General features: G+C 62.2%; 18 protein-coding genes. 6 read left to right on the top strand and 12 right to left on the bottom strand.

Annotation, left to right across the window (positions count from 1 at the left end):
* Positions 1 to 250 precede the first annotated feature (250 nt).
* The 7 genes from repC to VGO04_RS02375 all read right to left on the bottom strand — a co-directional run bounded on the left by repC (position 251) and on the right by VGO04_RS02375 (position 8,586).
* Entirely contained in the window at positions 251 to 1,465 is a 1,215-nt protein-coding gene (repC, locus tag VGO04_RS02405) for a plasmid replication protein RepC (RefSeq protein ID WP_327494365.1), read from the bottom strand.
* A gap of 157 nt (positions 1,466 to 1,622) precedes the next feature.
* The gene (gene repB / locus VGO04_RS02400; RefSeq protein ID WP_327494364.1) at positions 1,623 to 2,603 is read right to left on the bottom strand and encodes a plasmid partitioning protein RepB; all 981 of its coding nucleotides are present in this window, start codon (positions 2,601 to 2,603) and stop codon (positions 1,623 to 1,625) included.
* Between the two features lie 51 nt (positions 2,604 to 2,654).
* Complete coding sequence (repA, locus tag VGO04_RS02395) at positions 2,655 to 3,878, bottom strand: plasmid partitioning protein RepA (protein WP_327494363.1); 1,224 nt, start codon at positions 3,876 to 3,878, stop codon at positions 2,655 to 2,657.
* A 309-nt stretch (positions 3,879 to 4,187) separates the two neighbouring features.
* Complete coding sequence (locus VGO04_RS02390; RefSeq protein WP_327494362.1) at positions 4,188 to 5,075, bottom strand: aldose 1-epimerase; 888 nt, start codon at positions 5,073 to 5,075, stop codon at positions 4,188 to 4,190.
* 3 nt (positions 5,076 to 5,078) lie between these two features.
* Complete coding sequence (araH, locus tag VGO04_RS02385; RefSeq protein ID WP_327494361.1) at positions 5,079 to 6,029, bottom strand: L-arabinose ABC transporter permease AraH; 951 nt, start codon at positions 6,027 to 6,029, stop codon at positions 5,079 to 5,081.
* Positions 6,026 to 7,540, bottom strand: a complete 1,515-nt coding sequence (gene araG, locus VGO04_RS02380; RefSeq protein WP_327494360.1) for an L-arabinose ABC transporter ATP-binding protein AraG — start codon at positions 7,538 to 7,540, stop codon at positions 6,026 to 6,028. Before araG ends, araH begins: the two co-directional genes overlap by 4 nt.
* 62 nt (positions 7,541 to 7,602) lie before the next feature.
* Positions 7,603 to 8,586: an arabinose ABC transporter substrate-binding protein gene (locus VGO04_RS02375; RefSeq protein ID WP_327494359.1), complete on the bottom strand. Its 984-nt coding sequence runs from the start codon at positions 8,584 to 8,586 to the stop codon at positions 7,603 to 7,605.
* Positions 8,587 to 8,771: 185 nt separating this feature from the next.
* Here VGO04_RS02375 and VGO04_RS02370 point away from each other — a divergent pair, with 185 nt between their 5' ends.
* From VGO04_RS02370 to VGO04_RS02345, 6 genes are all read left to right on the top strand, one after another.
* Complete coding sequence (locus VGO04_RS02370; protein ID WP_414650502.1) at positions 8,772 to 9,539, top strand: FadR/GntR family transcriptional regulator; 768 nt, start codon at positions 8,772 to 8,774, stop codon at positions 9,537 to 9,539.
* 53 nt (positions 9,540 to 9,592) lie between these two features.
* Positions 9,593 to 10,741, top strand: coding sequence for a galactonate dehydratase (gene dgoD, locus VGO04_RS02365; RefSeq protein ID WP_327494357.1), 1,149 nt, complete (start codon positions 9,593 to 9,595; stop codon positions 10,739 to 10,741).
* Positions 10,742 to 10,752: 11 nt separating this feature from the next.
* Positions 10,753 to 11,529: an SDR family oxidoreductase gene (locus VGO04_RS02360; protein WP_327494356.1), complete on the top strand. Its 777-nt coding sequence runs from the start codon at positions 10,753 to 10,755 to the stop codon at positions 11,527 to 11,529.
* Positions 11,530 to 11,641: 112 nt separating this feature from the next.
* Positions 11,642 to 13,408 (top strand): L-arabinonate dehydratase, encoded by a 1,767-nt coding sequence (gene araD, locus VGO04_RS02355; protein ID WP_414650501.1) that lies wholly within the window; start codon positions 11,642 to 11,644, stop codon positions 13,406 to 13,408.
* A 10-nt stretch (positions 13,409 to 13,418) separates the two neighbouring features.
* Positions 13,419 to 14,321: a dihydrodipicolinate synthase family protein gene (locus VGO04_RS02350; RefSeq protein ID WP_327494354.1), complete on the top strand. Its 903-nt coding sequence runs from the start codon at positions 13,419 to 13,421 to the stop codon at positions 14,319 to 14,321.
* Between the two features lie 61 nt (positions 14,322 to 14,382).
* Positions 14,383 to 15,084, top strand: a complete 702-nt coding sequence (locus VGO04_RS02345; RefSeq protein ID WP_327494353.1) for a FadR/GntR family transcriptional regulator — start codon at positions 14,383 to 14,385, stop codon at positions 15,082 to 15,084.
* Between the two features lie 15 nt (positions 15,085 to 15,099).
* On the opposite strand, the gene VGO04_RS02340 is transcribed toward VGO04_RS02345, so the two are convergent.
* The 5 genes from VGO04_RS02340 to mtnK are packed head-to-tail and all read right to left on the bottom strand — an operon-like array spanning position 15,100 to position 20,524.
* Positions 15,100 to 16,218: a RuBisCO large subunit C-terminal-like domain-containing protein gene (locus tag VGO04_RS02340; protein ID WP_327494352.1), complete on the bottom strand. Its 1,119-nt coding sequence runs from the start codon at positions 16,216 to 16,218 to the stop codon at positions 15,100 to 15,102.
* A complete protein-coding gene (locus VGO04_RS02335) occupies positions 16,218 to 17,219 on the bottom strand; it encodes a transketolase family protein (RefSeq protein ID WP_327494351.1) in 1,002 nt (333 codons plus the stop codon). The genes VGO04_RS02340 and VGO04_RS02335 overlap by 1 nt, the downstream gene beginning before the upstream one ends.
* 2 nt (positions 17,220 to 17,221) lie before the next feature.
* On the bottom strand, positions 17,222 to 18,157 hold the full coding sequence (locus VGO04_RS02330) for a transketolase (protein ID WP_327494350.1): 936 nt from the start codon (positions 18,155 to 18,157) through the stop codon (positions 17,222 to 17,224).
* Between the two features lie 4 nt (positions 18,158 to 18,161).
* Positions 18,162 to 19,256, bottom strand: a complete 1,095-nt coding sequence (gene mtnA, locus VGO04_RS02325) for an S-methyl-5-thioribose-1-phosphate isomerase (RefSeq protein WP_327494349.1) — start codon at positions 19,254 to 19,256, stop codon at positions 18,162 to 18,164.
* Positions 19,253 to 20,524: an S-methyl-5-thioribose kinase gene (gene mtnK / locus VGO04_RS02320; RefSeq protein WP_327494348.1), complete on the bottom strand. Its 1,272-nt coding sequence runs from the start codon at positions 20,522 to 20,524 to the stop codon at positions 19,253 to 19,255. Before mtnK ends, mtnA begins: the two co-directional genes overlap by 4 nt.
* Positions 20,525 to 20,602: the final 78 nt, after the last annotated feature.

Genomic DNA, 20,602 nt, shown 5'->3' with positions numbered 1-20,602 from the left:
CCTTGCGGCCGTCCGGTATCTCGGACAGATCACTTACCTCGGTTCGTCGCGCATCGATTGCCTGATGCTCAATGCGGACATTGCCCCGCTGCGGCACCGTTTCAATTCAATCGCGGCGTCCCTCTACTGAGAATTTTCCGCCCGCGTTGCCAGCAGAGCAAAAATCATAACGACCTGATTCCGCTGGCCCATCGACTGATTTTGTCAGCCGACAAAGCGTCCGGTCAACGACGGCACGCGAGGCATGCGATCATGAGGCCCTTCGCTCATTCCCTCCGCGCGCTCTCAAAAGTGCCATCAGAACTGGCCCCAGCGAAAACTCACCGCGCCGCGCCCTGGACGTCAGATCGCGCAGATAGCCGCCGGCGGAATTGATATGTCCCGCCCGCTCGAGAATACACGCGACAACCGCGGCCGCATTTTCCGGCCCCATGACTTCGCAGGCATCCTCGTAGGCCGTTTGACTGACCCCGAGGGTGGACCGGACGACCACGGCCGCCTGCATCAGGTCACGCCAACTGCCGACCGAACCGCCCGGCCCGTAATCCACAATTGTTGGGCAGGCCTGCAGCACCATGCCCAAGGGGAACGCCTTCATCGGTTCGCGCTGCGGCTCATTGGTGGAACTCGGCTTCGCGCCCAGCTCGTTTCTAGAGCTTGGTTCAAGTTCATAACGAGAGTTGGTGTTTGAATTCTGTATGTGCCGCTCAGTTTGATCAGGATTGCCGCTCGTTTTTTGAATTTTTACTCGAAGTTCCAGAAGGTTGGCGATTTCCTCGCGCAACATCTCCAACGCTTCGAGGATCGGGGCTATCGTCGCTGCTGTGGCGACGCGGGGAATGGACGCGACCAGGCGCCGGTACTGATCGTGGATCGCTTCCCAGTCGCTGCTGACACCCTCATCCAGTGCGACTTCGATCAGTTTGCCGATGTCGCGCCTGCAGATCGTCAGGCGCTCGCGCAGCTTGCGCAGATGCAGCCGCTCGGCTTCCATCTCTGCCGCGATCTGTTGGATCTCACCTGCTCGGGCGAGCAGCGGGGCCAACGAAAACCCGAAGGCCTCATCGATCGCACCGTCTCCGTCCTTGCGTGCATAGCGTTTACCGTTGGGGCTGTCTCGACGAGACAGAAGCCCGGCTTCAACCAGCGCCGCGACGTGGCGCCGCAATGTCGCCTCGGCCATGCCGTGAGCGCGCAACGACAGTTGCGTGTTCGACGGAAACACGATCAGACCATTTTCCTCCGAGAGGAGCGTCTCGGGATAAAAGCTCAAAAGAGCGTTCAACACGGAAAGCGCCCGTTCGCTGATGCCGAGCCTCGGCTTGGCCTCGCAAAGCGCGCGAAACAATTTCCACTTGTCGACCGATGTATTCGGCTCGATGTCGCGAGACATGAATTGGCTTGCCAACATGCCAAGCGTCACCGACCGCCGCCCGAAGGGCGTCGTCACACTTCCACCTTGCATCTTCTTTCACCTACCTTCAGGCAAAAGATGTCCGCTCACCCATTCCGGTGCCAAAGACTCTTGACTGCGATTCGTGGAAATGCGATTCTCAGGCTGCTAAACGATGAGAGAGGCTTCCACGATGGTTACCGTCTGGGGGCCTTTTTCTTTTGCGCGTTCAGTTTTCCTTCCTGTCATTCGCTGCCAGAAACTCGGCGTAGAGCCGATCCAGGTTATCAGCGAGATATTGTCCGAAGCGGCCGGCATTCTTCGACTTCATCGCGAGCGCGAATGCCTTGCCGGAGTTCGAGTAGTGAGCCGAGACCGTCTTGTCGGCGGGCTGCCAGGCTTTATTGATGCTGGGCGAAGTCTTCTTGACCGGTTTGCCGGTCCGGTTGAGCGCGTTGTAGAGAGCGCCAAAACGCTCGTCGCTGCCAAGCGACCGAAATGCCGCGTCGTCGACGATGCCCGCTACCCGTTCGCCATTGGACGGCTTGCCAACCAGGAGTGAGAGCTCGAGCCAGCGCTCGCGGCCGACCGACGGCGCCGGCCCGACACTTTCAATGACCGGCTGAGAGATCCGCTCCGTCACGGACATCATCTTGGAAATGGTCGCCGCGTTGGCGGCAAGCGCGGAAGAGATGACGGCCCGATCGTAGCCGAGTGCGTCCAGGCGCCGTGCAAACAAGGCGCGCTCAATGAAAGTAAGATCAGCTCGGGCGGAGTTTTCCTGTCCCTGAGCAATCACATGCGTCCGGTCGTCGAGCGCCTTGACGACCGCTCTGACCTTGCGGCCGAGTTCACGGGCAACGCGCACGCGCCTGTGCCCGAAGACGATCTGGTAACGACCGTCGGCCGTCGGGTGAGGGCGAACGAGAATGGGCGTATCTTGGCCACGTTCGGCGATCGCCTGCTTCAGTTCTTCAAACTGCTCGCGGTCGTCGTCCATGCGGTCGGAGACGAAGGAACTTTCCACCGTATCAGGATCGAGTTCGACGACCGCTTCGCCTTCGAGAAACTTTTCGGCCTGGCGCGACAGTTCGTCGAGAGAGCGAACCATGCTCTTTGATGCGCCGCGCATGGGATAGGCCGGCGCTACGTCCGCCTGCGGCGGCTCCGCTGCCTCTACCAGTCCCGCCAGTAGGTTCTTTCTCGCCATTTGCCTGCTCCGCCTAACTCAATCTATCGGAATGCCCCAGAAAACCGCCGTTCAACCAGCCGTCTTCCTGCCCCAGGATGTGTGGACAAGCTCCGCAATCTCGGCATTCACCGCATTCAAGGAGTCCATCGCCCGCTCGTAGGTCGACCGCGTCATCTGGCTTTTGTCGACTTCATAGAGCGTCTGCTTGGTTATGCCGGCGTCAGAGACGGCCGTGGATTTCACCATCTGGTTCTTCAGCACGAATTGGTGGAACAAGGTTTGCATGAAGCCAACCATCTGCGCCTGCGGTCCATCCGTGGGCTCGTAGCGCGTGATCAGGTAGCGATACCATTCGAGGTTCACCTCGGCGCCGGCATCGCGAATGGGCTTCAGGATGCCGCCGAGCATCAGCAGGAACTGGCCCATCGACATAACGTCGAGCATCTGCGGATGAATGGTGATCAATACGCTCGTGGCCGCAGTCAGGGCGGTGATCGTCAGGTAGCCGAGCTGGGGAGGGCAATCGATGACGACGACATCGTAGCGGTCGTCGACCTCGGCGAGCGCCCGCGAGATCCGGGTAAAGAAGGTCTTGCCATCGTTCGAGCTCCTGTTCGACATGGCAAGCGGCGTGTCGTATTCGTATTCCTGCAGCTCGAGGTTTGCAGGAACGATGTCGAGACCTGGAAAATTGGTCGACTGAATGATCTCGCTGATCGGCCGGCGATGCTCGTCGTAACGGATCGCGTCATAAAGCGACGGTGCCATGTCGAGCTCTGGCTGGAATCCATGCAGCGAGGAAAGCGACGCCTGAGGGTCGAGATCCACAGCCAGGACGCGGTGTCCGGTCAGCGCCATATACTGTGCCAGATGGGCCGCGGTGGTCGTCTTGCCCGAGCCGCCCTTGAAATTAACGACCGCGATGATCTGCAGCTTTTCGCCGGCTCTGCGGTGCGGAACATAATTCTTGGCTTCCGAGCGTCCGTGCTGGTCGAGATACTGGCGCAGTTCCACCATCTGCTCGGCGCTGTAGGAACGGCGCCCCGACGACGATGTCTGAGGCGAGGGGCCCTTTCCTTCAAGGTGGAGCTTCTTGAGCGTGCTTTGCGACACGCCGAGAAAGTCCGCAACTTCCGAAAGGGAGAACTGGCGGAGCAGCTTCTTTGCATTCGGCGGGAACTGCTGCATGCTCAGCAGATGCAGCTTCTTCGAAATCAGATCGCCCTGTTCGAGGATGAGATCCTCGAAATGCATCGGCTGTGCGGGAGCCGTGGACAGCGAATTAGCGTTCATTGCAGAGGAGCTTTCGAATAACGGTTTTTCGGCTTTGAGCCTGTCTTAACCGTTATTATGAGCGATTCTGCCTCTCTGACAAGGAATATAGAGTTAACAAAGGGTTAACGCGACGACGCCAGTCGAGCCGATTTTCGGCCAAAATTTCGATTATTTTGCATTATTTTCAATACCTTGACCTGCATCGACTTGATCTGTTGGCCATCAAGGTTATGCACCGGACAATGCAGTCCCATGTTTCGCCGCAAGCGCGAATGCCACGTCTCGAGGCACAATTTCGGTTGCGACTCACCCCGCGCCCGCGAATCGCTACCTCGTGACCAACCCCTCGATGCGCAGCGCCATCGTCGCGGTCATCGTCTCATGCGGTTGCAACCGAACGAGCCCGCCCTCTTGCAGATCGCGGTGCGCGTTCGGCCGATGGCTCATGGGTTCGAAGCAAAAGAAGCCGCTTGTCGCCGATGGCGAATAGAGAACGAAGTACCGCAAATTCCCATCCGCTTCTAGCGAAACGGCAAGCCCGGTTTCCGGCCATTCGATGCGGGCTCGTCCATCCCAGCCGTCAAAGGCATTGTTCAGCCATTCTACCGGCAACGGCGACCCGGATGCGAAGTCCATGGTCTCAGGGGTAGGGCCGCCAGAGCCTGGGAGGTGCCCCTCCCGTTCCGTCCAGTATCGGCCGGCCCGGGCGAAGAGGCGCATGTCGGGCGAGCGTGGAAAATACGGATGAAAGCCCAGTCCGTAGGGCAGGGGCTCAGCGGCTTCGTTGGTGACGGAGAGCGAGATGATCAGGCGCGTTCCGTCGACGGCGATCGTCTCGACGGCCTCATAGGCGAAGGGTGTGGCGGTGCTTGCCTCTTGGCGCAGGCGAAGGGTGACGGCCTGCCGGTCGCGGTGCTGAACCGACCAGCGCCCAAGCCAGCCGTCTCCATGCAGAACAAGCGGGTCGGCCGTGTTGGCGACAAGCCTGTAGTCGCGACCGTCAAATTGGAAACCATTGTTCTCAATACGGTTGCCGAAGGGCACCAGCGGAAAGCAAGCCTCGCTGCCGAATACCTGGGAGGCAAGCCCCGGCGTCGGCGTCTGGGCAAGGAAAGGCGTGCCGTGCCATTTTGCCGACAGGATGGCGCCGCCGAGCGGGCTCACCTCCACGGTGAGCCCTTCCGCACTCTCAAGGAGGAACGCGTGTTCCGCCATATGCTAGCTGCGCCGGCCGGCGGCGGCCGATCGCAGATTGTCGAGCAGCACCGCAAGCAGAAGGATCAGACCGCGAACGACGTACTGGTAGAAGGCCTGAATGTTGAGCAGGTTCATGACGTTTTCAGCGATGCCCATGATGAGCACGCCGACGATCACGCCGGTCATCGCCGCACGGCCGCCGGCCAGCGAGACGCCGCCGAGCACGCAGGCGGAGATGACCGAGAGCTCGAGGCCAGTTGCCGCATTCGGCTGGCCGGAGGTGATGCGCGAGGCGAGAAGAACGCCGGCCACCGCACAAACAAGACCCTGCAGGGAGAAGATCCAGATGCGCATGTTGGAGACCTTGACGCCGGCAAGGCGCGAGGCTTCCGGGTTGCCGCCGATCGCCAGCGTGTTTTTGCCGAAGACAGTGCGGTTCAAGACAAAGCCGAAGACGACAAAGAAGGCGCCCATCACCCAGATTGGCGTCGGAATGCCGAGAAATTTCGACAGCGCCAGCTGGTAAAAGCTCGGATCGTTGATGCCGACGGCGCGGCCGTCGGACGCGATCAGTGCGAAACCACGCACGATCTGCATCGTGGCCAGTGTCGTGATCAGCGCGTTGATGCGGAAATGGGCGATGACTACGCCGTTGACCAGGCCGACGAAACCGCCGCAGAGAAGCGCTGCAACGAGGCCGATGAGGATCGAGCCCGAGGCATTGGAAGCCATGACGGCGGCCATGCCGGAAAAGGCGACTGTGGAGCCGACCGAGAGGTCGAAGTCACGCGAGGCGAGGCAGAACATCATCGTGCAGGCGACGATGCCGATGGTGACGACCGATTGCAGCAGGCCGAGCATATTGCGCTCGGTCAGGAAGTTCGGGACCGTCAGCGCGACGATGGCGAAGGCGACGGCGAAGATGACGACCAGACCCTGTTCGCCGAGAAGGAGTTTTTTCAAGGAAGTCATGACGGCTGAACCTGCGCGGTTGGAAGATCGGGAAGGGCGGCGGCGAGGATGCGGCGCTCGTCGAAATCGGTGCGTGCGATGTCGGCGGCGATCCGGCCTTGGCACATGACGAGAATGCGGTCGGTAATGCCCATCACTTCGGGCAACTCGCTGGAGATGACGACAATCGCCATGCCCTGAGCTGCAAGTTCGTAGAGGATTTCGTAGATCTCCGACTTGGCACCGACGTCGATGCCGCGCGTCGGCTCGTCGATGATGAGAACCCTTACGCCCTGCTCGGAGAGCCAGCGGCCGAGAATGACCTTCTGCTGGTTGCCGCCGGACAGATTGATGATGTCCTGCTTGCGCGACGGCGTGCGCACTCGCAGCTTGGCGATGAAGCGGTCGGCCAGTTCCGCCTCCTTCTTCAGGTTGAGAAGGCCGAAGGGCGAGAAGTGCCTTCGAGACGAGATAGCCATGTTCTCTTCGATATTGCGTCCCTGGACGATGCCGTCGAACTTGCGGTCCTCGGGGCACAGCACCATGCCGGCGCGGACCGATTTCGGCGGACTGTCGGCCGGCACGATCGCGCCATCGATGCTGACGGTTCCCTGGTCGCGCCTGTCCGCGCCGTAGACGAGCCGGGTCATCTCGCTGCGGCCAGCGCCGATCAGGCCGAAGAAGCCGAGGATTTCGCCGCGGCGGACCGTGAAGCTCAACGGTGCTCTCAGCTTCGGCCCGGAGATACTTTCCACGCGCAGCCGTTCGGCCCCGAGATCACGGGCTCGCCAGCCCCAGATGTTGGAGATCTCACGGCCGACCATTTCCGCGATGATCTGGTCGCGCGTGACCTCGGAAATATCGGCATGATGGGCGGCAAGCTTGCCGTCGCGCAGCACCGTCAGGCTGTCGCAGAGCCGGAAGATTTCGTCGAGACGGTGGGAAACATAAAGGATCACCGTACCGTTCGAACGCAAGCGCTCGATAAGCGCAAAAAGGATTTCGCTTTCGCGCGACGACAGCGACGATGTTGGCTCATCGAGCGCGATGACGCGCGCGTCCAGCATGACCGCCTTGGCGATCTCAACCATCTGGCGCTCGCCAATCGAGAGCGAGGCGATCTTTGCTGACGGATCGACGTCGATACCGATTTCAGTAAGTTTTTCACCGACAACGCGGATCAGCTGGCGGCGGTCGATCACGCCCCCCTTGCCCGGGAAGTGCCCGAGCCAGAGGTTTTCCGCGACCGTCAGTTCCGGAACCAGCTGCAGTTCCTGGTGGATGACGATGACCCCGGCGCGAAAGGCATCGCGCACGGAACGATAGCTCTGCGCTTCGCCGTCGATCAGGATCTCGCCTTCGTCGGCGGACTGGTCGCCGGACAGCAGGCGGATCAGCGTCGACTTGCCCGCGCCGTTCTCGCCCATGAGCCCATGGACGGCGCCCTTGCGCACGGAAAACGAGACATCCGACAGCGCCTGGACGCCGGGATAGCCCTTCGAGATGGAACGGAATTCAAGGAAGTCTTGCATGTGCGGCTCCGATACGGAAAGCCCGGCGACTGAGCCGCCGGGCCGATGGTCGCAGACCGCGATTACTCGATGCCGAGATCCTTGCGCACGGCTTCATAAGTGTCGCGAAGCGCAAGCTGGCCGGCCGTCAGCGTCAGCTTTTCCGGCTCCTTGCCGTTGGCGATCCACTCATACATGTTGAGCGCGGTCTCGTAGCCGTGACGCTTCGGCGAGATGATGACGGTGCCGAAGAAGCCGGTGGCAGAAGGCTTCTTGAATTCGTTGATCGCCGAATCCGCGCCGCCGATGCCGACGCCGATCATGCTGTCGGCGGGGATGCCGACCGTTTCGGTTGCACGGACTGCACCGAGCACCGCTTCGTCGTTGAGGCCGATCGCGACCCACTTCTTGATCCCGGCATTCTTGTTGAGCACGATCGTCGACGCATTGAGTGCGGCTTCGGTGTCGGTCTTTGCCTGCGGTGCGTCGAAGATGTTGGCTTCCGGGAAGCCGTTGGCCTTCAGCACCGAAAGCGCGCCTTCGACGCGGTCGACGGCGGTCGGGAGCTGATCGTAGGAAACGCGGATGGCGCCGACGTCCTTCATGTCCCAGCCACGCTTCTTGATCTCGTCGACGAGCGCCTGGCCGACGGCTTCGCCGATCTTCGTTGCCGAAATACCCATATGCGGAACGTCTTCGATCGGGCTGCCATCGGCGTTGACCAGGCGGTCATCGACGGTCATCAGCTTGAGGTCGTTGGCTGCCGCCTTGGCGACGATGCCGGGGCCGAGCTTGACGTCAGGCGTGCAGACGATGAAGCCCTGGGCGCCCTGGGCGCCGAGGTTGTCGATCGCCGACTGGACTTTCTCGCCGTCTTCGGCGCCGATCTTGACGAGCGTGAAGCCCTTTTCTTTGGCGGCGACGTCGGCGAACTTCCACTCGTCCTGGAACCACGGCTCTTCGGGCTGCTTGACGATGAAGCCGATCTTGACGTCGGCAGCGAACGCCGAGGTTGCCGCAAATACGGCGACGGTGCCAGCCAGAATGGCTGCCTTGATAAAGCGCATGATCTCTCTCCCTGGTGAACTGCCTCCTGCAGTGAGCATTTGTGTATGATGAATCATCATATTCGTCAATTGCCTTTGTATGATGAATGAGCTAGTTGTGTATAACGATAGCAACGAGCCTCGGCGCGTTGTCGCGTCCCGGCGTCTGCGCTAAGCAACGGTTGGGAGATGCGCAGGGGGAGGAGATGGTGGTGGAACAGCAGGAACACGAAAGTGGCGTGGAGGAGCGCGGCCAGCGCCGCCCACGCGTCCAGAAGAACGTGACGCGCGCCATTGCTTCAGACATCTGCGCCGACGTCTTTCCGGTCGGCTCCTTCCTGCCGCGTGAGAACGACCTCTGCGAACGCTACGGTGTCAGCCGAACCGTCATCCGCGAAACGCTGAAGGTGCTGGAATCGAAGGGCATGGTCCGTGGCCGTTCCCGGGTGGGCACGGTCGTCTGCAACAAGGACGAGTGGAACATTCTCGATTCGCAGGTGCTCGAATGGATCGGCGAGCGAATCTTCGAATTCGACCTGTTGAATTGTATTCTGGAAGCGCGCCGGGCAATTGAGCCGGCTGCGGCGGAATTTGCAGCCGAACGCGCGACCGTCCAGGAGATCGCCGATCTCGAGCGCGCCTGGCAGGCGATGCGCGACGGTGAGCGCGACGTCATTGGCTTCACCGATGCCGACGTCGCCTTTCATACCTGCCTGCTCAAGGCGAGCCACAATCAGGTGTTTCTTCAGCTCGTTGGCATCATCCAGGCGGCCCTGAAGTTCTCGCTGCACGCTTCCAACGAAGTTGCCGAGCGTCGCGACGAAGCGATCGACATCCATGGCGAATTGGTCGAGGCGTTGCGCCTGCGCGACAAGGCGCGGGCGCGCGACTGTTCCATGCGCATGCTGGATCTTGCGGCACGCGACCTCAAGGTCGCCGTCGAACGTCACCGGCCCGCCCCCTCGGCGCGCTGAAACCTTTCTCGGGCGGCGGTCGCCGCCTCGTCCCACCCAGCGGATATCGCACCATGAAGATCACCAAGCTCACCACCTACATTGTCCCGCCGCGTTGGCTGTTTCTGAAGATCGAGACCGACGAGGGGATCGTCGGTTGGGGCGAGCCGGTCGTCGAAGGGCGTGCGCTGACCGTCGAAGCCGCGGTCAACGAGCTTTCAGACTACCTGATCGGCAAGGATCCGCTGCTGATCGAAGACCATTGGCAGGTCATGTATCGCGGCGGTTTCTACCGCGGTGGTGCAGTGCATATGTCGGCGATTGCCGGCATCGACCAGGCGCTCTGGGACATCAAGGGCAAGGCCTATGGCCAGCCGGTCCATGCTTTGCTCGGCGGCCAGGTGCGTGACCGTATCAAGGTCTATTCCTGGATCGGCGGCGACCGTCCGTCCGACGTCGCCAACAATGCGCGCGAAGTCGTCGCCCGCGGTTTCAAGGCGATCAAGCTCAACGGCTGCGAGGAGATGCAGATCGTCGACACCTGGGAAAAGGTGGAAAAGGCGGTCGAAACCATCGCGACGATCCGCGAGGCGATCGGCCCGCATATCGGCATCGGTGTGGATTTCCACGGGCGCGTGCACCGGCCGATGGCCAAGGTGCTGGCGAAGGAATTGCAGCCGTTCAACCTGATGTTCATCGAGGAGCCGGTGCTTTCGGAAAACCGCGAGGCGCTGAAGGAAATCGCCAACCATTGCTCGACGCCGATTGCGCTTGGCGAGCGGCTCTATTCGCGCTGGGACTTCAAGTCGGTTCTGGCAGACGGTTACGTCGACATCCTGCAGCCCGACCTGTCGCATGCCGGCGGCATCACCGAGTGCCGCAAGATCGCGGCGATGGCCGAAGCCTATGACGTGGCACTGGCGCCGCATTGCCCGCTCGGGCCGATCGCCCTTGCCGCCTGCCTCCAGGTCGACGCCGTCAGCTACAACGCCTTCATCCAGGAGCAGAGCCTCGGCATCCACTACAACACGGGCAACGATATTCTCGACTACATCTCGAACAAGGAAGTCTTCCATTACGCGGATGGCTTCGTGTCGATCCCGCAAGGACCGGGCCTCGGCATCGAGGTGGACGAGCAGTATGTCATCGAACGGGCCAAGGAAGGCCATCGCTGGCGCAACCCGATCTGGCGCCACGCCGACGGCAGCGTCGCCGAGTGGTGAGGAGCGCTGAAATGGCGGGTCGTCTCGAGGGAAAACGCGTCGTCATCACCGGCGCAGCACAAGGCATCGGCCTTGCCATAGCGGAAGAGTTCCTGAGGGATGGGGCGAGGCTCTTTCTGATCGACCGCGACGGCGATCTGTTGGTGACGGAGGTCGAGCGGCTTCGGGCGTCGGGCGGAACGGTCGGCTACACCGCGGCCGACATCGCGGATGCGGATGCCATCGAACAGGCGGTTGCCACGGCTGCCCGGGAGATCGGCCAGCCGAACGCGCTGGTCAACAATGCCGGCGTCAACGTCTTTTCCGAACCGCTGAAGCTCGCCGACGCCGACTGGCAGCGCTGCTTCGACATCAACCTCAAGGGCGCGTGGAACTGCAGCAAGGCCGTGCTGCCGGGCATGATCGCGGCCGGCGGCGGCGTCATCCTCAACATCGCCTCGACCCATGCCTTCACCATCATCCCGCACACCTTCCCCTATCCTGTCGCCAAGCATGCGCTTCTCGGCATGACCAAGGCGCTGGGGCTGGAATATGCCGGGCAGGGCGTGCGCGTGAATGCGTTGGCGCCAGGCTACGTGCGGACGCAAAAGGCCGTGGAATACTGGAACTCGTTTCCCGATCCTGCCGCGGCCGAGGCGAACACGATGAAGCTCCATCCCGGCGGACGCATCGCCAGCCCGGAGGAGATCGCCAAGGCGGCGCTCTTCATGATTTCGGACGAATGCCCGTTCATGAACGCGACCTGCCTGACGGTCGATGGCGGCATGAGCGTGCTGCATCATCGCTGAGACGACGGGCCTTCTATTCGAGTTTGATGCGACCTCCGGCGCCCCTGGCCGGAGGTTTTTCTTTGCGTTCGAACGTCGGCCTACCCGCTTGACCAATAATAACTCCGATTATATGAGATTTAAGAAGCGGCGCCGAAAGGCTGTTGATGGGTCGGAGGGGCAAGTGACCAGGAAATTGCGATCGCAGCATTGGTTCGGAGGACTGGACAAGGACGCGTTCATTCACCGCAGCTGGATGAAAAACAACGGATTGCCCGACGATGTCTTTGACGGACGGCCGGTAATCGGCATCTGCAACACCTTCTCGGAATTGACGCCATGCAACGCGCATTTCCGCGGGCTCGTCGAGCATATCAAGGCGGGCGTGCTGGAAGCCGGCGGCCTGCCACTGGAATTCCCGGTGTTTTCCTGCGGCGAGTCCAACCTGCGGCCGACGGCGATGCTCTTCCGCAACCTCGCATCGATGGACGTCGAAGAGGCCATCCGCGGCAACCCGATCGACGGCGTCGTGCTGATGGCGGGCTGCGACAAGACCACGCCCTCGCTCGTCATGGGGGCGGCCTCCTGCGACCTTCCATCGATCGTCATTTCCGGTGGACCGATGCTCAACGGTCGCTTCAGAGGTCGGACAATTGGTTCGGGCACCGACGTCTGGAAGTTTTCCGAGGATGTGAGGGCCGGCGTCATGTCGCAAAAGGATTTCATGGCGGCCGAAAGCGCCATGTCGCGCTCGCCCGGGCACTGCATGACGATGGGCACCGCTTCGACCATGGCCTCCATGGTCGAAGCGCTCGGGATTGCGCTTCCCGGCAACGCGGCCTGTCCGGCGGTTGATGCCGGGCGCGCCCGGCTGGCGCGGCAGACCGGGCGGCGGATCGTCCAGATGGTCGCCGAGGACCTGCGGCTGTCGAAGATCCTCACCCGCAGCGCTTTCGCCAATGCCATCCGCGTCAATGGTGCGATCGGCGGCTCGACCAATGCGGTGGTGCACCTTCTGGCGATCGCCGGGCGGATTGGCACGGAACTGTCGCTCGACGACTGGGATCGGTTCGGCCGCGACGTGCCGACCATCCTCAACCTGATGCCGTCAGGCCGCTACCTGATGGAAGACTTCCATTATGCCGGTGGACTACCCGTGGTCATGAAGGAGATTGCGGGCCTTCTCAATCTCGACGCCTTGACGGTGACGGGACAAAGCGTCGGCACCAACATCGAAGGTGTCGAGAACGACAACGAGGACGTCATCCTGCCGCTCGATCGGGCCTTGACGTCGAGCGGTGGCATCGCGGTGCTGCGCGGCAACCTTGCCCCAAAGGGCGCGATCATCAAGCCGTCCGCGGCGACCCCGGCCTTGATGCAGCACCGCGGCCGCGCCGTCGTGTTCGAGACCATCGACCACTACAAGGCGCGGATCGACGACCCGGATCTCGATATCGACGAAACCTCGATCATGGTGTTGAAGAACTGCGGACCGAAAGGCTATCCGGGCATGGCCGAGGTCGGCAATATGGCGCTGCCCCAGAAGCTCCTGAAAAAGGGCGTGCGCGACATGGTCAGGATCTCGGACGCGCGCATGTCGGGTACGGCCTTTGGGACCGTCGTGCTCCACACGGCACCGGAAGCCGCCGTCGGCGGCCCGCTGGCGCTGGTACAGGACGGCGACTGGATCGAGCTCGACGTTGCCGGCCGCCGCCTCCACCTCGATGTCAGCGAAGAGGAACTGGCGCGTCGAAAGGCTGGCTGGACCACGCCGACGCCGGAAATGACCGGCGGCTACCAGGGCCTCTATGTCGAACGGGTCATGCAGGCCGACACCGGTGCGGACCTCGATTTCCTCGTCGGCGGCCGCGGTCACGCGGTTCCCCGCGAAAGCCATTGAGGAGGCGGAAGTGAAGGACTTTCGCATCGAAACCCTCCATGGCATCCACGCCATTCTCTATGCGCTGTTTGACAAGGAAGAAAAGCTCGATCGCACCGCCATGCGGCTGCAGACGGAAGTCTGCCTTCAAAGTGGCGTCCACGGCATGGCCGGGCTCGGGCTTGCAACGGAAGCCTCCAAACTCGACGAGGCCGAGCGGATGGCAATCATGGAATGGCTGATCGAGGATACGGCCGGCCGCGTGCCCGTCGCTTTGACGATCTTCGGGTCATCGGTCGAGGAACAGGTGCGCCAGGCGCGGCACGCGACGGCTACCGGCGCCGATTGGCTGATCCTTCAGCCGCCAATGGTCGGGCAGTTCTCCGCAGCGGAGTACATCCGCTTTTTCGGACGCGTCGCCGACCGGACCGATCTGCCGCTCGCGATCCAGAATGCCCCAGCCCTGATGGGCCGTGGGCTGACGGCCGCCGATATCCGCGATCTCGTGCGTCAGCATCCGAACATCCGGCTGGTCAAGGGCGAAGGACCGGTCGTGGATATCGCCCATCTGATCGAAGTGACCGAGGGACGGTTGCCCGTGTTCAACGGACGCGCCGGGCTCGAACTGCTGGAGAACCTGCGCATCGGTTGCCATGGCCTGATCCTCGCACCGGATTCGATCGACTATGCCGTTCGCGCTTACGAGTTCTTCTCGGATGGTTGGGACGAACACGCTGAAGAAGCCTACCGCCAGATGCTGCCGGGCGTGGTGTTCACCATGCAGGGCATCGAAACCTTGCTCTGCTACGGCAAACGCCTTTTTGGTGAACGGGCAGGCATCACGATCCACGATCGCTCGCCGGCCATGCAACCAACCACCGTCGGCCTTGAGATGACCCGGCGCTATGCGGCCGCCATGGGTGGCTTTTCCTGACGGAGGCGACCGTCTATGAACGGAGCCGACACGAAGCTGGCACACTGGGGAGACGGCGCGCATGAAGGCTATCGCTCGGGAGGATCGCGGATTGCCGGCCCGCATCGCAGGCGATATCGGCCGTCGCATCACGCTCGGCGAGTTGAAGGTCGGCGATACCCTGCCGAAGGAAGCCGACATGCTATCGACGCTGAGGGTCAGCCGAACGACGCTGCGCGAAGCGCTGAAGATCCTCTCGACCAAAGGCTTCATCGAGGCGAAGCCCCGTCTCGGGACGCGGGTGCGCGCGGCGGAACATTGGAATACTCTTGATCCCGTCGTACTGTCCTGGCAGAGCGACGCCGAGGATCAAGGCACGCTCGCAGAAGAGCTGTTCGAACTGCGCCTGTCGATCGAGCCGCTTGCAGCACGGCTGGCGGCAAAGCGAGGATCCCTGGCAGAACATGCGGAGATACGGGCCGCCTACGTACGGATGGCGGAAGGCGGAACCGGTGTCACGGACGCGATCGAGGCCGACATCGCTTTCCATCTCAACATCTTCCAGGCCGCGCACAACCGCTTCCTGCTGCCAGTCGCCTCCGTCATCCGCGCGGCGCTCTCGATCAGCATCCCGAAGACGATGGCGGCGACTGGAGGGTTTGGCCAGTCGCTGGCCCAGCACGAGGCAATCCTGCTCGCGATCGAGGAACGCGACGAGGACAAAGCATTCGAACGCGCGGCGACCTTGATTGCGGCGACCTACAAGCGCAATTTCGGCTCCTGACGGGGCTGTTACCGACTAGCTATGAACCGCGGCAACCAACCGGCGGCATGCGTCGACCAGGTTCGGCTCCTCAAGCAATGCTCCGCCCATGAGGTACATGACGTCATTGCCGTAGGCATCGCGCATCTCCGGTAGCCGGCTGAACGTCATGCCACCGCCGGGTGCGGCCGCAATTGCTTTCGGTCCACCAATGTCCACGGCGCAGGCCTGCGCAATTGACAGGCATTCCTCCCGCGTGAAGCCGAAACGCCCACCAAAATTCGGATAGATCACCGCATCCGCGCCCATCAGGCGGTGCAGCGTTCCGAAGTAGGCACCATGCGAGAAGCCGCAATCGGGCGAGATGACATTTGCGCCTCCAAAGGCCGGATGCGTGACAATCGGCAGGCTGAACTCGGGGTCGGCAGAAAGCGCACGCACGACGTCGTACCCCGCAAGCGCCGGAGCGATCATGACGGCACCGGCACCGGCAGCCTCGGCCTCCTTCGCCCGATCGATGATGGCGTTCGCCGGACCCGTGACGTTCGGCACGAAGCTCGTTCGGCCACCGCTCCGCGCATTCGCTTCGCCGACGGCATCGACGCAGGCTCGCAGGCGCTCGCCGAAGGGCGACATCTTCTGATCGACGAGCCCGTGGTCATCCTTGACGTAGTGCATGCCGCCAAGCGCGAAATCATGGGCAAGGCGCGCAAGCTCCAGCGTTGAAAGCCCGACCGGCTTGATCGCCGACATCAACAGTGGGCTCTGGCCGACGCCAGCGCGACGGCGAAGCCCGGCGATGCCGTGACGGGGTCCTTGGCAGAGCGCAAGAACCCCGGAGGACGGGACTATGTCTTCGACCTTGAGGCCCGGCTTGATCGAGCTGTTGCCGAAGACGATGTTCAGAAATTGAAGAAAGTCGCCGCCAACGTCATCGTCCGAATAGGAGATGGACGCGAGGAAACCCGGTCGTCCGTCCGGGTCTGGCGTAAGCGTCTCCAGCTTGCCAAGGATTTCGTCCTCGACATATCCCGTGGGAACGACGCGACGCGGGATCTCGACGGTTTGCTCCAGCGCGATGTCGAGCGCGCGCGCCTTCGCTTCGGCGGCGTCTATGGCGCGGATGTAGTAGGTAACGGTGAAACGCGCAGCCACTAGAGCGCCTCCGCTTTCTGCGCCGAATGGACATGGTCGAGACGGACCTCGGCCAGTTCGTCCTCTCCGATCGCAAGCTTCTTTCCGAGAAGCCCCTCGATTGCCGCCACCAGCGCGCCGGCATCGAGGCCGTATTTCTTCATCAGATAAGGCTTCGAAGCGCCGTGCGCGAAGGTGTCGTTGAGCCCGAGCCGTTTCAGGCGGACGCCCAGTCCTTCCTCCGCGAGAATTTCGGCTACGAGCGAACCAAGCCCGCCGACCACTGTATGGTTCTCCAGCGTGACGACCCCCTTCTTGCCGCGCGCGGCCTTCAAAAGGCCTTCCCGGTCGAAGGGTTTCAGGGTCGAGGCGTGCAGGTGCGCAATGCCGATGCCGCGCGCTTCGAGAGCCCGTGTAGCACGCAACGCTTCCTCGGTGCACACACCGGACGAAACGATGAGGATATCGTCGCCTTCTGACAGGACCCGGAGCTGGTTGAAGGCAAAGGGCGTGGAAAAGAGGCGGGGGACCTCGCCGCGAAGAACGCGGACATAGACCGGACCGTCGATGCTGTCGGCCACGTCGAGCACGGTCTCCACTTCGGTCGCGTCGCCGGTTTCAAGAATCGTCATGTTCGGAACGGCGCGCAAGATGGCGATGTCCTCGATCGCCTGGTGGGTAATGCCGCCGGGGGTGGTGATGCCGGGCAGGAAGCCCATCAACCGCACCTTGCGGTTCGAGTAGGCGATCGAATTGATCAGCTGGTCGTAGGGCCGTCGATAGAGAAATACCGAGAAGGTATGGATGAACGGTCGGTAGCCCTGCATCGCAAGACCGCCGGCAAAAGAGAGCATGTTCTGCTCGGCCATGCCGAGCGACAGGAACTGTTCCGGATGACGATCACGGAAGCCGTCGACCTCGCAGGAGGAGGTGAGGTCGGCCGAGAGGCAGATGACCTCCGGCCGCGCCGTGGCAAAGTCCTCGAATGCGCGCGCATAGGGACGGTTGACGATTTCGACCATGATCAGGCCCCTTCCATCGCGTTGAGGTCGATGCCGAGCTCGGCGGCAAGCGCAGCCTGCATCTCGAGCCGTTCCTCGGCGCTCTTGAAGCGCACGTAGTGAAGGCGCGGGAAACGCTTCTTCAGGAACGTCATGCCCTGATAGGGCGAGGTGTTGGCGAGGATGACCAGCGGCTTTCCTGGTTCGGCGCTGTCGGCCGCGCTCCGCAGGGCGTCGAGATCGTGGCCATCCACAGAGCGGCAGGTGACGCCGAAGGCGCTGACGCGGGCTGCGAGGTCACCGAGGTCGAGTACCGAAGACATCGCGCCGTCGCATTGCTGCCGGTTCACGTCGACGACGACGCGAATGTTGTCGATGCCGTGATAGCTCATTGCGGCAAGGCATTCCCAGGTCTGGCCCTCCTGGAATTCGCCGTCCGACATATAGACCCAGACCTTGCCCGGTTCGTTCTTCTTCAGCCGCGCCCAGGCAACGCCTGAAGCCATGGAGAGGCCTTGTGCAAGCGACCCGGTGGTCACCTCCATGCCTGGGCTGTGTTCGGCCCCGATCATTTCGACCGAACCGCCGTCCTTGTTAAAGTGATCGAGTGCATGCTCATCCATGCGGCCCGTCTCGATCAGTGCCGAATAGATGACCAGTGCGTAGTGGGCGGGCGAGATGAAGAACCGGTCGAACTCAGGGCCAACCGGCCCGTGATATCCGGCACCGGTGAACGCGTCCGGGTTATGCGCCGAGGGAACGCCACGGAAGGGCAAGGGGACCATCGGCAAGGTCGGCTCGCCTAGGTTCAGGATTTCGTTGTAGAGGAGCGCAAGGCTTTCGGCGGCCGAGCATGCCTGGCTGAGGTAACCGCCATTGTGTTTCATCGTGTGGAAGAACACGCGCCGGCGAATGCCGAGCGCTATATCTTCAGTGGAACTGCGGTTGGAAAGGTCCATCGTCTCAGCTCCGTTCCGGGAAAAGCGCCTTCAATCCTTCCGGAGAAGGCGTGGCGATACCGCGTTCGGTGATCAGGCCGGTGATCAGGCGGGCAGGCGTGACGTCGAAAGCAGGGTTCGCCGCCGGGCTTCCCTCGGGCGAGATGCGCACGCTGGCAATCGAGCCGTCAGCCGCGCGTCCCTGCACAAAGGTCACTTCGTCGCCAGTCCGCTCCTCGATCGGGATTTCCTTCACCCCGTCGCGCACCGTCCAGTCGATGGTTGGGGAGGGAAGGGCGACGTAGAAAGGTACGTCGTTGTCACGAGCGGCAAGCGCCTTCAGATAGGTGCCGATCTTGTTGCAGACGTCGCCATTGGCGGTCGTCCGGTCGGTGCCGACAATCACCATATCGACATCGCCGTGCTGCATCAGGTGGCCGCCGGCATTGTCGACGATCAGCGTGTGCGGAACGCCATGACCGTTCATCTCCCAGGCGGTGAGATAGGCGCCCTGGTTGCGCGGCCGCGTCTCGTCGACATAGACGTGAACCGGAATGCCATCCTCGACCGCCATATAGATCGGCGCGGTCGCCGTGCCATAATCGACGGTTGCGAGCCATCCGGCGTTGCAGTGGGTGAGGATACGCACGGGTTCGCCGGGCGCTTTCCTGGCGGCAATCTCTCGAATGACCTTGAGCCCGTTTGCGCCGATCGCGCGGTTGAGCTCGACATCTTCCTCAGCGATCTCAGCGGCGCGCCGATAAGCTGCCTCGGCGCGCTTGCCCTCTGGCAAGGGCCGCAGGTGCTCGCGCATCGCGTTCAGCGCCCAGCGCAGGTTGATCGCGGTCGGCCGCGTTTCATTGAGTTCTTCCCAAACCGCGTCGAGATGGGCGTCGGACGGGTCTTTCGCCATGGCGATCGCGACGCCGTAGGCCGCGGTGACGCCGATCAGCGGCGCCCCGCGCACCCACATGTCACGGATGGCGACGGCGACATCCGCGACTGTTTTCAAGGTCACGACGCGAAACTCGTGCGGCAGCCAGCGCTGGTCGATGATGTCGACTGAGCGACCGTCCTCGTTGAGCCAGATCGTATGGTAGTGGCGGTCTCCGACTTTCACGCTGATGTCTCCTTCTGAAGGCGCTCCGCAAGCGCGCGGATGTCCTTGAGGCTATGGATATGATGCCGGTTGACGGCGAGGTGACGCCCGAGCTTCAACGCCTTGGTTTCACAGGCGGCGCGGCGGTCGGGGTCGACGATGGTTTCAAAATCGGCATTGTGGGCAAGGCCCAGGATGCGCCGGTGCATCTCGACGCCGGCAAAACCAAGCATTTCGCGCCAGATCTCATCGATGACGATCTCAAGCGCCTGCTCGGCGCCCAGAGGATCGTTGCGGTCTTCGAAGAGGCTCGCCTGGTAGAGGATGCCCTTGCGCTCCGTGCGCCACAGATTGGCGAACTCGGCGCGGAAGGTTTCCCAGACCGTCTCGAGCGTATCGAGCAGATAGGCCCGCATGCCGTCACGCGATCCGGCCTCGCGCTCGTGGCCGCTCTGCGAAAAATAGCTCATCCAGAAATTGGCAAGCAGCATGCCGACGTCGAAGCTGATCGGGCCGTAGAAGGCGAACTCCGGATCGATGACGCGCGTCTCGTCGTCCGTGACCATCACGGAGCCAGTATGAAGATCGCCGTGGCAGAGCGTCTCGGCCTTGGCCGAAAAGAGGTGCTTCAGCCGTTGCGCCTCGACCTTGAGGTCGCGATCGGCGCGAAGTTCCTGAACGATCGGGTCGAGCTGCGGCGTGGTATGGCGATTGAGCGCCGCTTCGAAGTAAGGGTCGGAAAAGACCAGGTTTTCGGTGATGTCGCAAAGTTCGATGTTGTCGGCGAAAAGCGCGAGGTCGGCCTTCTTGTCACGCGTTGCCATGGCAAGGTCGGAGCCACGGAAGAGAGTGCGGGCGGCAAAGAGGCCAAGGTCTCGCCCGATCTTCGGCAACTGCCGTCCGTCGATCAGCGCGCGCCGCAGGATCACGTGCGGCGTTAGAAACTCCATGACGATGAGCGCCTGCGCCTCATCGAAAAAGAAGATCTCGGGAACCATGCCCGGATCGCGCACGGCCTGGCGCGTCAGTGCGTGGTATTCAAAGAAGGAGCGCTTGAGCGGCAACGGCCAGCTCTCGCCGACAAGGCGCACATAGGGCAGCGCCTGCTTGACGATCGCCGCACCCTTGTCGCCAGTGACGATGAAGACGAGATTGAGGTTGCCGTCGCCGACTTCCTTGACGCTCCAGCGCGCAGGGTCTTCGCCGATCGTCTTCTTAAGAGCAGCGTTGCGCCCAAGTTTCGCCGGTAACGTCTCGGCGCTCAGCGCCTCGAACATCTGTTTGTCCATTACGTCCTCCTCATCAAGCATGGCGCGGCCTCCACCGCGCTGCCATGCCCTGCATAGACACAGCTAAGGCGGCATTCT

It is taken from the genome of Ensifer sp. (genome assembly GCF_035999185.1).
GTDB lineage: Bacteria > Pseudomonadota > Alphaproteobacteria > Rhizobiales > Rhizobiaceae > Ensifer.
The sequence above is the reverse complement of the archived record's forward strand: the minus strand, read 5'-3'. Positions and strand labels throughout refer to the sequence as shown.

What these genes read in the sequence shown, in the direction of transcription:
- repC (WP_327494365.1), bottom strand. Translation starts at nt 1,465, where the DNA reads ATGCAAGGTGGAAGTGTGACGACGCCCTTCGGGCGGCGGTCGGTGACG.
- repB (WP_327494364.1), bottom strand. Translation starts at nt 2,603, where the DNA reads ATGGCGAGAAAGAACCTACTGGCGGGACTGGTAGAGGCAGCGGAGCCG.
- repA (WP_327494363.1), bottom strand. Translation starts at nt 3,878, where the DNA reads ATGAACGCTAATTCGCTGTCCACGGCTCCCGCACAGCCGATGCATTTC.
- VGO04_RS02390 (WP_327494362.1), bottom strand. Translation starts at nt 5,075, where the DNA reads ATGGCGGAACACGCGTTCCTCCTTGAGAGTGCGGAAGGGCTCACCGTG.
- araH (WP_327494361.1), bottom strand. Translation starts at nt 6,029, where the DNA reads ATGACTTCCTTGAAAAAACTCCTTCTCGGCGAACAGGGTCTGGTCGTC.
- araG (WP_327494360.1), bottom strand. Translation starts at nt 7,540, where the DNA reads ATGCAAGACTTCCTTGAATTCCGTTCCATCTCGAAGGGCTATCCCGGC.
- VGO04_RS02375 (WP_327494359.1), bottom strand. Translation starts at nt 8,586, where the DNA reads ATGCGCTTTATCAAGGCAGCCATTCTGGCTGGCACCGTCGCCGTATTT.
- VGO04_RS02370 (WP_414650502.1), top strand. Translation starts at nt 8,772, where the DNA reads ATGGTGGTGGAACAGCAGGAACACGAAAGTGGCGTGGAGGAGCGCGGC.
- dgoD (WP_327494357.1), top strand. Translation starts at nt 9,593, where the DNA reads ATGAAGATCACCAAGCTCACCACCTACATTGTCCCGCCGCGTTGGCTG.
- VGO04_RS02360 (WP_327494356.1), top strand. Translation starts at nt 10,753, where the DNA reads ATGGCGGGTCGTCTCGAGGGAAAACGCGTCGTCATCACCGGCGCAGCA.
- araD (WP_414650501.1), top strand. Translation starts at nt 11,642, where the DNA reads ATGAGATTTAAGAAGCGGCGCCGAAAGGCTGTTGATGGGTCGGAGGGG.
- VGO04_RS02345 (WP_327494353.1), top strand. Translation starts at nt 14,383, where the DNA reads ATGAAGGCTATCGCTCGGGAGGATCGCGGATTGCCGGCCCGCATCGCA.
- VGO04_RS02335 (WP_327494351.1), bottom strand. Translation starts at nt 17,219, where the DNA reads ATGGTCGAAATCGTCAACCGTCCCTATGCGCGCGCATTCGAGGACTTT.
- VGO04_RS02330 (WP_327494350.1), bottom strand. Translation starts at nt 18,157, where the DNA reads ATGGACCTTTCCAACCGCAGTTCCACTGAAGATATAGCGCTCGGCATT.
- mtnK (WP_327494348.1), bottom strand. Translation starts at nt 20,524, where the DNA reads ATGGACAAACAGATGTTCGAGGCGCTGAGCGCCGAGACGTTACCGGCG.